Source organism: Paenibacillus sp. 22594 (genome assembly GCF_052044425.1).
GTDB lineage: Bacteria > Bacillota > Bacilli > Paenibacillales > Paenibacillaceae > Paenibacillus_AQ.
This window is the reverse complement of record NZ_JBQENA010000010.1, coordinates 96,063-109,158: the sequence shown is the minus strand read 5'-3', so window position 1 is coordinate 109,158 and position 13,096 is coordinate 96,063. Positions and strand designations below refer to the sequence as shown.

Annotated in this window: 11 protein-coding genes; 1 reads left to right on the top strand and 10 read right to left on the bottom strand. The window is 46.8% G+C overall.

The window, feature by feature from the left end; all coding sequences use genetic code 11:
* Nucleotides 1-97 precede the first annotated feature (97 nt).
* Both gnpA and ACTJKB_RS25615 read right to left on the bottom strand, forming a co-directional pair.
* Nucleotides 98-2,272, bottom strand: coding sequence for a 1,3-beta-galactosyl-N-acetylhexosamine phosphorylase (gene gnpA, locus ACTJKB_RS25620; RefSeq protein ID WP_440837163.1), 2,175 nt, complete (start codon nt 2,270-2,272; stop codon nt 98-100).
* Between the two features lie 11 nt (nt 2,273-2,283).
* A complete protein-coding gene (locus tag ACTJKB_RS25615) occupies nt 2,284-3,303 on the bottom strand; it encodes a glycoside hydrolase family 88/105 protein (RefSeq protein ID WP_440837162.1) in 1,020 nt (339 codons plus the stop codon).
* A gap of 160 nt (nt 3,304-3,463) precedes the next feature.
* On the opposite strand from ACTJKB_RS25615, the gene ACTJKB_RS25610 reads away from it, so the two are divergent.
* The gene (locus tag ACTJKB_RS25610; protein WP_440837161.1) at nt 3,464-4,405 is read left to right on the top strand and encodes a helix-turn-helix domain-containing protein; all 942 of its coding nucleotides are present in this window, start codon (nt 3,464-3,466) and stop codon (nt 4,403-4,405) included.
* Between the two features lie 6 nt (nt 4,406-4,411).
* Here ACTJKB_RS25610 and ACTJKB_RS25605 read toward each other — a convergent pair whose 3' ends face one another.
* The 8 genes from ACTJKB_RS25605 to ACTJKB_RS25570 form a co-directional block, all read right to left on the bottom strand.
* Nucleotides 4,412-5,659 carry an MFS transporter gene (locus ACTJKB_RS25605; RefSeq protein WP_440837160.1) on the bottom strand — a complete coding sequence of 416 codons (1,248 nt, stop codon included), beginning with the start codon at nt 5,657-5,659 and terminating at the stop codon, nt 4,412-4,414.
* A 90-nt stretch (nt 5,660-5,749) separates the two neighbouring features.
* Nucleotides 5,750-6,913: a DUF4317 domain-containing protein gene (locus tag ACTJKB_RS25600; RefSeq protein ID WP_440837159.1), complete on the bottom strand. Its 1,164-nt coding sequence runs from the start codon at nt 6,911-6,913 to the stop codon at nt 5,750-5,752.
* A 178-nt stretch (nt 6,914-7,091) separates the two neighbouring features.
* Entirely contained in the window at nt 7,092-7,301 is a 210-nt protein-coding gene (locus ACTJKB_RS25595; protein ID WP_440837158.1) for a hypothetical protein, read from the bottom strand.
* Nucleotides 7,302-7,476: 175 nt separating this feature from the next.
* A complete protein-coding gene (locus ACTJKB_RS25590; RefSeq protein ID WP_440837157.1) occupies nt 7,477-8,007 on the bottom strand; it encodes a DUF3841 domain-containing protein in 531 nt (176 codons plus the stop codon).
* A gap of 176 nt (nt 8,008-8,183) precedes the next feature.
* Nucleotides 8,184-8,753: a GNAT family N-acetyltransferase gene (locus tag ACTJKB_RS25585; RefSeq protein WP_440837246.1), complete on the bottom strand. Its 570-nt coding sequence runs from the start codon at nt 8,751-8,753 to the stop codon at nt 8,184-8,186.
* A gap of 146 nt (nt 8,754-8,899) precedes the next feature.
* Entirely contained in the window at nt 8,900-9,466 is a 567-nt protein-coding gene (locus ACTJKB_RS25580; protein ID WP_440837156.1) for a DUF4256 domain-containing protein, read from the bottom strand.
* A gap of 65 nt (nt 9,467-9,531) precedes the next feature.
* The gene (locus tag ACTJKB_RS25575; protein ID WP_440837155.1) at nt 9,532-11,256 is read right to left on the bottom strand and encodes an ABC transporter ATP-binding protein; all 1,725 of its coding nucleotides are present in this window, start codon (nt 11,254-11,256) and stop codon (nt 9,532-9,534) included.
* Nucleotides 11,253-12,986 (bottom strand): ABC transporter ATP-binding protein, encoded by a 1,734-nt coding sequence (locus ACTJKB_RS25570; RefSeq protein ID WP_440837154.1) that lies wholly within the window; start codon nt 12,984-12,986, stop codon nt 11,253-11,255. Before ACTJKB_RS25570 ends, ACTJKB_RS25575 begins: the two co-directional genes overlap by 4 nt.
* Nucleotides 12,987-13,096 lie beyond the last annotated feature (110 nt).

Below are 13,096 nucleotides of genomic sequence, written 5' to 3'. Positions count from 1 at the left end.
CAGCGATCAATTATTATCCCTATTATAAAACGGCTTAACTGACACCTACTGTCAGTCAAACCGTTTGATTTAACATATATTATTTAGCCAATGAATTCTATTTACCGCCTATAGTCCCTATAGTCAGGATAACCGTGTCATACGGAGCCAATTCCATGGTGTGTTCTCCATCCTCCGTATTGATCGTAGTCCTTTGCAGCTGGCCGCTATTGTTCATCACAACGAGCTTCTTACTTTCCGGATAATAAGCACACTCTGTATACAAATTGTCCGTAATGTACTTCGTCTCATGCAGCTCTTTGCCCGCATAGCGAAGCAGATTCAGCAGCAATCGTGTATTTTCCCAGCTGAATTCGAAAGAAGGAAGGTAGATTCCCTTTCCTTTACCGAAGGCATGAGTGGACAGGGTTATCATTCCGCTTGCTTCATCCATCACTGTCGCGGACCCGTCGGTAAGATAAATATTAGGCTTGGGCGTTAGGCTGGCCCCTTCAGGCACCAATCCCTGCTCAGCCTTCACCTCATAGGTCCATCGGCCATGTGCTACTCTTGAGCCTGTGTCCTCATCCAGACCCAGAACATGTGCCATTCTGAAAAAGCTGTCATACCCGTTGACCGCCGAAGGCTGGTTGATTCCGATAAAGGTACCGCCCTCATACACCCACTGGGTCAGGACGTCCACGCACTTGCTGTCTTTCCAGTAGTCCCCGCCGCTCCAGACTGAACCGGCAGAGCCGGCATTGATCACTACATCGCACTCTTGCAGCTTCCCCTGACGGATATCCTCGAAATCAATAAACTGCACATCTACCGGCAATCCGGATAAGGCCTCATTGATATGAATCAGATCATGCATGAACGTTTCATGAAAATGGCCGGACAGCGTCCACGATCTCAACTTGCCCCAAGCATGCAGAATAGCTACCTTCGTCTTGATCTGATACGGCTTGCCCTGTTGATGAAGCTCTTGAATCTCCCGGAATTCACCCGCAATCTTCTCGATATAATCACAGAAATCCGGGTAAGGCTCTACCAGATGCAAGTATCCGCCCAGTCCAATCCGGTCGACCGGCTCACGCAAGAGGGCCCGCCGGATATGAATCCAGTATTTTTTGGTATCCAGCGTAGGGTCCCCGCCCTCCATAAAAGTAGGCGCTCCGCCCAAACCAACCGGAAACAGATACGGATGCAGCCGGATCTCATGCGTATCCACTTTCACCCCGGCACACAACCTTGCCTCATAGCCTGAGAACACGCATTTAATCATCCCGTCCAAGCCAAACTCCTGAAAACGGTCGTTGTACGGCTCCATGCCCACCCAGCTGTCATCATAAAAGACATACGCCAGCTTGCCGTGCTTATGCACAAGGTCAATCAATTGCTTGCCAAATCCGATGACAAAATCATTGATAAAAGCCATATAATCGAGCTTGCGCTGCTCAGCCGGGATATGACTGACGCGGTATTTCCCGCCATTCACAAAATCCTCAGCCGACAGCGAATAGCCATATCTCTCAGCAAACAGATCAAGCGCTCTTGCACTTACTGTGAAGTCATATGAACCCCAGTCCGAGAACAGATGACGGTTGCGCTCACTGCTGCCCCAGATCCAGGCGAAATTATAAAAAAGCGAAGTGAACCGGACAACCGTTGTTTCCTTATGCTGCAGACACCAGTCTTCCATCCAGTCCAGCAGATACTTTTGCGTGTCTGCATACATGGGGTCAATCTGCATCAAATGCTCTTTATCCCAATGATTCGTGGTGTGATTGTACATGGAAATCTCTTCCCAGATCCGGTAGGCCATGAAGCTGACCGTGTATTTATGCCAAGGCGCAATTCCGGTAAGGACCACGTTCCCCGCTTCCCGTTCATAATTCCACTGTTCTCTGGGAACCTCCTCCCCGGTCGTCCGGTCAATAACCTGCCAATACATAAACGCCTCTTTGGAATCATTCACTCTGAATTGTTCAGCAAAAAAATCCTCCATCAGATAGATGGATACATAACCCTGCACCGCTACCTTCGGATTCGTAATGAGAAAGCACTGCTGCAGCTTATCCGGATTGCGCGAAGCCCACACGTTATGATCCCTAATAATACAGAGGGTAGAATAGATGCCGTATCCTGCGTGGATAATCTCATCGGACAACTTCGTGCCGTCACTGTCACGGATGACATCGGCACCCCACCGTTCAGCGAGTTCCAGGGTCAGCGCCTCATAACCGGATTCTCCCGGCAGCGTAAAGGCTCCCGCTCTATGTTTGGACAACGTGCTCCCTCCTATTGAAGCATATCGGACAGAAAAGCGAGTGCTAAGCCCTGACCCCAGCCCTGAATCCAGTCTTTTGGAATATTACGGTACCCTTCCCTGTCCTTCATCACTGCGGTTCCGCCCGATACCCCGAGTACCCGTCCATCTTCGCTGATATGGTCCAAAATACCTTTCAGGGCCTTTTGCACATATTTGGTATGCAGCGGATTGTCGTTACCCACCATCGCCGCCGCAATCCCGCAGGATGCAGATACTTCTTCGTAGGATTCCTCATCATCCAGCACCGTCCGCCACAAGCCGTTCTCCGTCTGTACAAGCTTCAGCGCGGCCAGTTGATCCCGCAACGAACACTCCACGTCCATACACTGCGGATACAGATACCAGTCCCCCAGCAGCGGTTTGACCTGCGACATGGTATAGGCACCCCAGGCATTCGCTCTCCCCCAGTACAACCCGGACATATGATCCTGCTTCACATTATTGTAGCCATGGTACCAGAACCCGGTGCTTGGGTCTTGCAGGTATTTAATGTGCCAGTAATATTGATTCAGGGCATCCTGAATTATAGCCTGATCCTTCAGTTTGCTTCCCACCCGCAGCAGGAAAAAGGCCGCCATAAACAGCGTATCCGCCCAAGCCTGCTCCGGAAAATCATTCGATACGGATACCGTATGCTGCAGCACATTGTCCCCGAATCTTAGCGCTCTATGCTGGAGATAATCCACTTTGCTCATCACAATATCCCAATATTTCTGGTTGCCTGTTTCTTCATATAAGGTGATCAGCATATGGCCCATGGCACAAGTGTTCACCGTCCAGTCCGGCAGGCCAAGCTCGATATATTCATCCACCCACTGGATCAGCATGTTCAGATAGTCCTTATTGCCTGTGGTCTGATAAGCTCTGGACACCCCATAATACGCCACCCCGCAAGGCCATTCCCACGTTAAATCCATAGCCAGGGTTTTTCGGGTCACTTTGTCGATAATGCGTAGAATTTCTTCCTTGTCATACGTTAATTTATCCATCTTAATCCCCTCTCTTGTCGAACACTTCATATCCGTCCATATGCGTGCAAGCGCTTTACAGACTCTATTGTAAGCAGTAAAATGGTCTACATCTAAGCATATTCGCAGCAAAAGTGTGCAGTTTCGACCATTTATTGTTAGGGAGAAGGAGCAACCACAGATGCCCAGAAAAAAGAAACCCGTCATCGAGTACCGCCACTACAGCCTGCCGATCCATTTCCCTATCCTGCTGCTGAGCGGAGACCGCTGGAGGATTTCCGATATCAAATCTGAGCATTTGCATTTCCATAATCATTTGGAGATTGGTATTTGTTATTCAGACAGCGGCATCATGGAGATCAAAGGAGAAGCCGTCCCCTTTAAAGCCGGTGATGTGACCTTTCTCCCCCGGTATCTTCCCCATACGACGTACAGTTCGCCGGGTGAAGCCAGTCTGTGGTCCTATCTCTTTTTCTCGCCGGAGGATCTGTTCCAGCATTCCTTCAAAAGTGCCTACAGCAGCTTCGAACCGAATCTGTGGCGGGTGCAGGGGAAAAACTGTATTTTGAACAAGGCGCAGTATCCCAAAGTCTATTCCCTGGCCACATCCGTCGTCGAGGAATTGAAGCAGCAGAACCCCTACTATCAGGAAAGTGCCTACGGCTTGTTGTTATCGCTGTATATCGAACTCCTTAGAATCCATTCCACGAATGAAACGCTGGCGGAACAAGACACAGAGCATAGCCTGAAGGGCGATTTTGTCATTTCCCAGGCTCTGGAGTATATCACCACAAACTACATGATCCCCATGACCATCGATTTCCTGGCAGATCTGTGCCACTTAAGCACCACGCATTTCCGGAGAAAATTCCATGAGATCATGGGCACCGCCCCTCTCGATTTCCTGAGCAGTACCCGGATTGAAGAAGCCTGCAAGCAGCTTAAGAGCACGGAAGATTCCATTCTCTCCATCTCCGAACAAGTGGGATTTCACTCCATTTCCAGCTTCAACCGCTCTTTCTCCAGGCTAATGGGGGTGTCACCCAAGGAATGGCGTAAGGGTGCACAGTCCGAGGCACAGTCCGCGAAGGCGTCTATTTTGGAGTATACAGGGTGGGTGTAATTCGGATCACGGTTTGTTGAGTACTCCGGGCTCCTGCTTCGGCAGAGTGATAAAGATGACAAATCCAATGATAAATAACGGGATCACCGATAGAATACTAAGGTTGGCATTGCCCGTTAAGGTAGTTGTCAGAGACATAAGCGCAGGACCGATGATCGCCGCGAATTTGCCAAAGATATTGTAAAAGCCAAAGAATTCATTGGATTTTTCCTTAGGGATAATCTTCGCATAATAAGACCGGCTGAGCGCCTGAATGCCGCCCTGAGCCGAACCAATTAACGCCCCAAGAATAAAAATATGCCAGACGGAAGTGATAAAGAAAGCCGCGATACAGGCAATGATATAGGTGAATATCCCCACAATAATCATCGTCCGGGCGGAGTAGGTTTTGGCCAGATTGCCGTAGAGAATCGCACATGGAAAAGCAATAATCTGGATCACCAGCAGAATGCCAAGCAAGGAAAATGTGTCTAAGGCATCAGCGCCCAGAACGGACGTCGCATAAGGCACTACCATTTTAATAATCGTATCTACCCCGTCAATATAGAAAAAGTAAGCTAACAAGAAAACAAAGACCATTTTGTGCTGCCTGATATTCCTGAAGGTGTTAGCCAGTCTTCTGAAGCTGCGGATCACCGGTCTGGGCTCAGGCTCAATATAGTGTCTTTGCTTCACGTCTCTGATCATGGGTATGGTCAACAGCCCCCACCAAAGGGCCGTAATGATGAATCCAATCTGATAACCGGTGGCCTTATCCATCCCCATAGCAAGAATCAAGAGCAGGCTGATCCCAAACGGAATAACGCTGGAGATGTAGCCAAAAGCAAACCCCCGGGTCGATACCTTATCCATCCGCTCATCCTTCGTAACATCCACCAGAAAGGAGTCATAGAAAATGTTAGCTCCGGCAAAACCGATGGCTGACAGGATATAGAATACAATTAATAGCTGCCACTGTCCGCTCGCAGGTGCTACGAAGGCCAGCGAAGCGGTAGCCAACACCCCGATCATAGTAAAAAACACGAAGAAACGTTTCTTCGTGTCCTTATAATCAGCGATCGTCCCTAAAACCGGGCTGAGGATCGCCACCAGAATACTTGCGATGGAATTAAAATACCCCAGATCCATGCTGCTGTTCACATTCGTAAACATGCCAAATACTATGGGCAAAAGCGCTGTGGTCACCGCCATCGAATACGCCGAATTGCCGCAGTCATACAGAATCCATGATTTCTCTTCTTTGCTAAGCTTCATCCAACATCCACCTCTTATCACTAGTTAATTACTGTTATATCATGTGATCATATGAGGCATGTTAAGCGGATGTAAAATCACCAATGCTACCTATAACGTCTCCGTACTGAGTGTAAATCCTTCGATCACGACATCCTCGTCCACCTCGATCATGATGCAGCGTTTCCCTTGATAGTTCACCTGCTTCACATATCTCAGATCCTGGGGGCTGATGGAAATGGTTGCGACCTTTGTCTCAATCTTGATGGACTTCGAGGTGAACTTCGGAATCACACTGGTAGCTTTGAGTTCGTAGTTTCTGTCATCGATGATCGTCTCGAACGCACGCTCCACCTTTTCCGCCGTCACATCCTCCACTCCGCTTACCTTCAGGACGCGTTCCACATCTTTAAAATCCAGCTTGGGAGCTTCCTCCTCCTCGTTATCTTCGATGACCTGCTGGATTTCCTCATACATCTGAGCAAGAGTGGTCGTATCGAGCTGTTCGCCCGCCACTTCCTTCACGATCTCCTCAAAGATGGTTCTCACTTCCAGAGCCGTTGCGGATCTTTCGGCATTTAAGACCTGCTCGATGAACTGTGGATCGGGATAATTCGATTTTCCCGTACAATACAGAATGCGGTTCACATCCGAATAGTTGTCCGTCACACTCGGATAAAAGAACCCCTGCTCCGGCGTACTGAGCTTAACAATCGGATCGACGATTATATTGTACTTGAATTCCCGCTCCACATAATCGAACATGAGGTTCTTGCGCTGTTGCTCCGTGGAATTCACGCTGCACAGAATGAACGGATGCGCGAACATCTCGTTCTTCTCACTCTCTTCGGCTTCATCATTTCTGGACTTGGTCGGACGGTAATACTGCCCGCGTACAAAAGTGACCACCATGTCCTTTTCATACTTGGCATCTGCCAGCATTTTGTCCACCAGCAGCATCATCAGGTCCTGCCATTCTTCAGGATCACCTGTCACCAGGCCTTGGTGAAGCATGACCCGCGCCGGATCCTCCGCGTCCTCCTGAAACTTCAACTCGAACAGCTTATGATCCAATTCACCGGTGAGCAGTTTTTTGAAATTGCCAATATACAGCTCCTGCTTCTCTCTGTCCACGAGACCAAACGGCAGGCGCTCCCAATGATAAATCTCGTTCGTCTCCTTCATAATATACACGTTAAGAATATCAAACAGCTTGAGCATTTCATGGTCCAGCTTGAATTGCTTGCGAATGTGTGCGACTTCTTTCTTATTCATAATCGGTTCAGCAGCTCCTTAGAAGTGTTTTGCTTTATTTAGTATAAACGATAGGGGCGGAAATGGGTTAGGGGGTTAGTATTTAGGATGGATCGAGGTACTTGCTTTGGCAGGGGTGAGTTAGAGAGATAGAAAAACCTTTACCACTTGGGTAAAGGCTCCTAGTTAATATTCCGCTTTAGATCATTTTAAAATATTGGAATGATTCCTTGATAGCATCTTGTTTTTCTATGGGACAAGGGTGCACTCTAGCATTGGAAGAATATCTTCTGGGTGATATTTTAGGATGAAGACCACTTAATTCTTTCATATGCGCTATCCAGCATGTTTTAGGAACATAGCCATATTTTTGCTTTACGTAATCTTGGATTTGCTTATATGTGGCCATTAATAAGTACCTCCTCAATGGAACTTAGATCTAAACTTATAAAGAAAACTCCGATTTAGTAATTTCTAACACAACTACTTCGTCACTCCTTTATAGGCATCAAACTTCTCTATTTTATCCATATGTCTATCAGTTTTAATATTATGATGAAACTGGAGTTACAAGGTGATCAGAACTAAATTGCCCTACCCCTAGCAATAAATCTCCTGACCTTTCGTACTTGTGAAATCTCTATTCTCCCACTAACTCCTTGGAGATATGGTTCAGAATTCCACCAAGAAGATCCTCTAAGCAGTTCAAGATCAAATATCCGCTCCCAACTTTTTCCCTTCGAAATGTTTAATTCATTCCGATAAAAGGCTTCCCACTCAACTTCATCTAAAGCTAAAAAGCTGTTGTTTAAAACACAATGCCATGCATCGAAATCAGATAATAATACTCCTTCACTCGGTATCTCTACTTCAAGGCTTACAGCAGGAGTACCAGCAATAAAATGACCGCTTTTTCGAAGATCTGGTTTTTCCGTCCATAGCCATATAGGGAATTCACCAGAATAATTAATAATTCTCTTTTTCATCTGTCTCATCATCCAATAGTAATCCTCAAGTAGTTCTTCCCATATAAAATCAAGACTTCCGATTAAGTAACCCAGTTCTCGGGCTTTTTCCCAGCCCTCAAGGGTTTGGTTTGTCCAGTATCGAGTCATCGCTATTCAACTCCAACCTTTTTATGGTATTTTATATTGGGACTTCTGTGATAGTGTGAGAAATCGCGTGAAATAAGAGTGAACTAACTCAAAAAGAAATAGACAGCCCTGGTGAACGGAGACGGTCTATTTCTGCCTAAACCTATTCTAAGTTGTGGCCTAAATCGCTTTCCAGATTATTTTACATAGTCTTCTCTTAGAATACTGTACATTTCTATATCGATAATCCCTTTACCTGACCATAAGGTGGCTTGTCTTAGCGTTCCTTCTTTGATGAAGCCGTTCTTCAGTAGAACCTTCTTGGAATTCTCATTTCGAGGCATGACTTCAGCCTGAATTCTGTTGACGTTGACGTCCCTGAACAAAAAATCGAGCAACAGGTTTACCGCTCCGGCAGCAATCCCTTTTCCCCAATGCGATTCCGCCAAAAAGTAGCCAATCGTCACCACGTTTACCTTTTGATTAAAATCTTGAGCCTCAATAATCCCCATCAACCGGCCGGGCTCAGAATTATAGAAGATTCCCCACTTGACCCTTGATTTTTTATGATAATCTCTCTCGAAATGTCCTATCATGTTCTTCACAGTATCTTTATTGTGTTTCGGGATGATGCCGCAGTATTCAAACACACGGTCATTGTTATAGATTTCAAAAACTTCGTCCAGATGATCATCCTCAATCTTTTTCAATACGATATCATCTGACTGCAGGATCGGAAACTGCCCAAACACGGCTTCTAAGTTCATTGCGGCACCACTCCCTGTTTTATTGTATGTAAAATCATACAATAATCGGTTGTTATTTTCTTGATAATCCATGCGCATATTTGTCCAAGCTCTACATAAAACGCGCTTCACCCACATTCCGCTTGAAAATCACTCGGCTCGGCTGGTCAGACCCTGAGCGAGCCACGAAATCCCCTAGCGCCATAGTAAGAATCCGCACCGTTATGATACACGAACACATTGCCGTAACGGAAATCAGCAAAGATAGCACCGCCAAGCTGTCTAATCTCAGAAGGTGTTTTCACCCAGCTTGATGTTTTCATATCGAAATTCCCAAGCTTCTGAAGTTCCCGGTATTGTTCTTCTGTTAACAGCTCAATGCCCATGGCGGCCACCATATTCATAGCGCTGTTTTTCGGCTTATGTTCTTTCCTTGACTCCAGCGCTTTATGGTCATAACATACACTTCTGCGGCCTTTAGGGCTTTCTGCTGAGCAGTCATAAAAAATGTATTCATCGGTCTCTTCATCATACCTAACCACATCCGGTTCACCGCCGGTTCCCTCCATTTCATGGAGTGACCACCATTTTTCAGGATTCGCTTCCAGCTTTGCTTGTACTTTAGCCCATTCCAAACCTGGATGGCGGGTCATGTGTTTCTCAAACCGGGCTTTCAAGGCTCCGAGTAGTTCTTCACGTTGTTCTGGTGACAATTCTCTTTTTTCATTGGTCATCATGAAACCCCCTCAATTTGTATAACGATTATATTGAATAGGAACCATCGTAATTATACTTCAGTTCACCCCGCCATATACTGGCTCTGGAACAGCAGATCATACGGTTCGTTTCTGTTACGCAGGTTGTCATGCGTATCGAAAGCTGCTACCCTGCCGTCCTTTAGCACCATTACCTTGTCGCAGTCCACAATAGTCGACAAACGGTGAGCAATCGAAATCATGGTTTTCCCAGAGGAGAGACTCTTCAGTTCTGTAATGATGTCACTCTCATTTTCGTTATCAAGGGCGCTTGTACTTTCATCAAAAATAATGATGTCCCTGTCCTGTAAAAAAGCCCGGGCAATCGATAAACGCTGCCTCTGGCCCCCCGATAGCTTTACACCCTTTTCTCCGATGATGGTATCGAGTTGATCCTGCAATGTTTCAATGAAGTCATAAATACGCGCTCTGCGGCAGCACCCAATCAATTCCGCGTCGGTTGCGCCGGCCTTTGCCAGCAATAAGTTCTCTCTGATTGTCATGTTGAAAAGAACGGGTTCCTGCACGACTATACTCACTTTGCCTGAAACACTCTCGCCGCTCACTGTATGGATATCAACACAGCCAATCTGTATAGCACCCGCTTGCGGTTTGATCTGCCCGGTCAGCAGCTTCGCGAGGGTAGACTTGCCGCTGCCGCTTTGTCCCACGATGGCCAGATGCTCGCCCTTACTCACCGAGAACGAAATCCCGTCAAGCGCAAATGAATCGTTTCCCTCATACGCAAATCTCAGATTATCAACGGTTAATCCGGTTCCGGCGATTTTCTTATAAGGCCTCTTGTCTGTTTCTACATTTAAGATCCCGATCACCTTCTCGATATTCACCGAATCACTCTTATAATTCATCATGGCATTGCTGATGTTCTCGATGAACCCGAAGAACTGCCCGTAAAAGTTGATAAATACAAGCAGCACACCAACCTCCGAGTAGCCCTTAATAACAAATACTCCGCCAATGAAATAGATAAACAGCTGGGTAATGAAGTTTTTGGTGAAGAACGAGTAGGTAATCCCCAGATGCATATAGAGCTGGTTAAGAAACCAAATAGGCCTGATCTTCTTGTAATGCCCGTTTAATTCAGCGAGTTGCGCGTCCTCCAGGTTGTTGGTCTTGATATCTTTCCAGTTTTGAAAATTGGCATGTAAAAAGCTTTCATATTGGATTTGCAGCTTCCAGAGGGCCTCACCGGTGCTCTTCGCTTTCCCTCCCAGAAAATTAACCGTAACCAAAGAAACCGGAACAAAAATAAAACTGAGGAGCGCAATCCGCCAGTCGTAGCACAGCAAAATAACGGCCAGCGCAATAGCGTAAACGACAGCGTAGATAAAGTCCAATACATGGGTCGTAAAAAACTTCCCGGCAACCGCAGAATCGTTCTCAATCCGGCTTTTAACGTCGCCAATGCTATATTTGCTGTACACTTCAGTATCAAGACTTATATACTTCTTCAGCAATTTGTTCTTGATTCGCAGGTCGAATTTCAGGATTAACTGGTTGGAAAACCGCTTGGCGGCGGCAATTCCGATGGTCGTAAGCAGGAAAACAGCCAAGTATCCTGCGATGACAGGCCAAAGCTCATTTAACTTCTGATCCACGAGGACACGGTTAACCAAAAACGAATACAAGAACAAAGGGATCAGCCCGAATATTAAGCTCCACAGCTTGAACAGGCCAAGCGCAAGGAGCGGCTTGTGAATACCGTCTATATCCCGGGTTAAGGCCTTGAAGGTTTCTAATCGTGTCATACCGCTTCACCTCCTGCAAACTGTTCGTTGAATAAGTCTATATACGTTTTGTTGCTTGTAATCAATACATCGTGGGTGTCATAGCCTTCGACAATTCCGTCCGCTAACACCGCGATTTTATCACAGCTCTTAATCGTGGAAAAACGGTGGGCGATGATAATCAGCGTCCGTTCCTTCGACAGTTCACCAAGCATGCTCCGGATCAGCGCTTCGTTCCGGCTGTCGAGGGATGAGGTGGCTTCGTCGAAGACCAGAATCTTAGGATTCTTGACCAATATTCTCGCGATAGCCAGCCGCTGCTTCTGCCCGCCGGATAATTCCTGCCCGCCCGTCCCAAGCAGCGTGTCCAGTCCGTCAGGAAGGGCCTGGACAACCTCATACAGGGCGGCTTTCTTAATGGCCTCCATCAAAGCGTCATCCTTATCCTTGCAGTTTGTGAAGGAAAGATTGTAGCGCAGGGTCTGATCATAGAGGATCGTCTCCTGATGGACAATCCCCACCTGGCTCCGCAGGCTATGCAGGTTATACTCCTTAACATTCGTTCCGTCGATCAGAAGCTCGCCGCTGTCCACGTTGTACAGGTTGTAGAGCAGGTTCCCCATCGTTGTTTTACCCGCGCCGCTCCTTCCGACAATGCCAATCGTGCTTCCTGCCTCAATACGGAGATTGAATCCATTCAGAACCGGTCTGTCTCCGGTGTATCCAAAGGTGACATTGTTAAACTCAATCCTGCCCTCTTGGATGGTCTTCGGAGGCTGGTTCTCCCGGTAATCCTCTTCCTCTTCATTCAGAATATCCACGACACGCTGCAAGGAGACCGACTGCCCCCAGACATCGACAATTTTGCTGTTGATCGAGCTGAAATAGTTCACAGCCATATTGAAATAGCTTACGGCGGCTACAAAAACGCCAAGCTGCATTTGGCCTTTTGTAATGAAATAAGCACAGATCGTAAATATCAGCAGCTGTGCAATCAGCGTGATGAACGAATTCACCCGCTCTGTCGTCACTTCGATTTTTCCGTTGTCCACGTTCATTTTATGGATCGAGGTCGTTTTTCTTAAATAGGTGCTGGTTACTTTCCGGCCTGCATTAAGGATTCGGATCTCCTGCAGGTTCTTCACGATCTCAAATAAATAAGAGGATAGCTTGCCCTGTTCGGCTGCAATATCCTTGTTGACCTTTTGCGCCCGGGTCTTGAAATATTTTGAGGCGAAGAACACAGCCGGAACCAGAACGACCGTAAAAGCCCCCAAAAATACATTGTAGTAAAACATGAAACCGACAGCGAACAGGATATGCAAAAGGTTGGAATACCCCCACAGTCCGCTCCAGAAGACGAGATTCATAATATCCGTAGCGTCGTGGTTCATCCGGCTGATCATGTCCCCGCTGTACATCCCGGAGAGGTCCTTCCCCTTCTTATGTAAGATCTTATTGAACAGAGCCCGGCGGATATCAAATACAAACCCCGTCATCATCTGCGAGGAAATGAGATTATTTAACGTCGCAACAACAAACTGATTGAACAAGAGGATCCCCGCATAGATCAGGCACAGATTCATAAAGGCGCTCATGTCTTTATCATAAAAAGCTACATTAATCAGCTTCCCGCCCAGGAACGGGTACATCAGATTGACCATCGTCATTAATGTGGTGATCACAAACCCAAACAAGAATACCCATTTATGCATCCGTATAAATTTGGTGACCCATTGCCTTGTAGTCATTAGCTCCCGCACCCCCCTTCCATATATTCACAAAAGAAATTGTAGCACAAACGTTCGCTTGGGAGAGTGATGATTTTATGACTTCTGATTGTTACATATTTGCGGCGCAA

Bases quoted from the DNA above. Each gene is read 5' to 3' on its own strand.
- ACTJKB_RS25605 (WP_440837160.1), bottom strand. From the start codon at position 5,659: ATGAAGCTTAGCAAAGAAGAGAAATCATGGATTCTGTATGACTGCGGC.
- ACTJKB_RS25590 (WP_440837157.1), bottom strand. From the start codon at position 8,007: ATGACTCGATACTGGACAAACCAAACCCTTGAGGGCTGGGAAAAAGCC.
- ACTJKB_RS25610 (WP_440837161.1), top strand. From the start codon at position 3,464: ATGCCCAGAAAAAAGAAACCCGTCATCGAGTACCGCCACTACAGCCTG.
- ACTJKB_RS25570 (WP_440837154.1), bottom strand. From the start codon at position 12,986: ATGACTACAAGGCAATGGGTCACCAAATTTATACGGATGCATAAATGG.
- ACTJKB_RS25615 (WP_440837162.1), bottom strand. From the start codon at position 3,303: ATGGATAAATTAACGTATGACAAGGAAGAAATTCTACGCATTATCGAC.
- ACTJKB_RS25580 (WP_440837156.1), bottom strand. From the start codon at position 9,466: ATGACCAATGAAAAAAGAGAATTGTCACCAGAACAACGTGAAGAACTA.
- ACTJKB_RS25575 (WP_440837155.1), bottom strand. From the start codon at position 11,256: ATGACACGATTAGAAACCTTCAAGGCCTTAACCCGGGATATAGACGGT.
- ACTJKB_RS25585 (WP_440837246.1), bottom strand. From the start codon at position 8,753: ATGAACTTAGAAGCCGTGTTTGGGCAGTTTCCGATCCTGCAGTCAGAT.
- ACTJKB_RS25595 (WP_440837158.1), bottom strand. From the start codon at position 7,301: ATGGCCACATATAAGCAAATCCAAGATTACGTAAAGCAAAAATATGGC.
- ACTJKB_RS25600 (WP_440837159.1), bottom strand. From the start codon at position 6,913: ATGAATAAGAAAGAAGTCGCACACATTCGCAAGCAATTCAAGCTGGAC.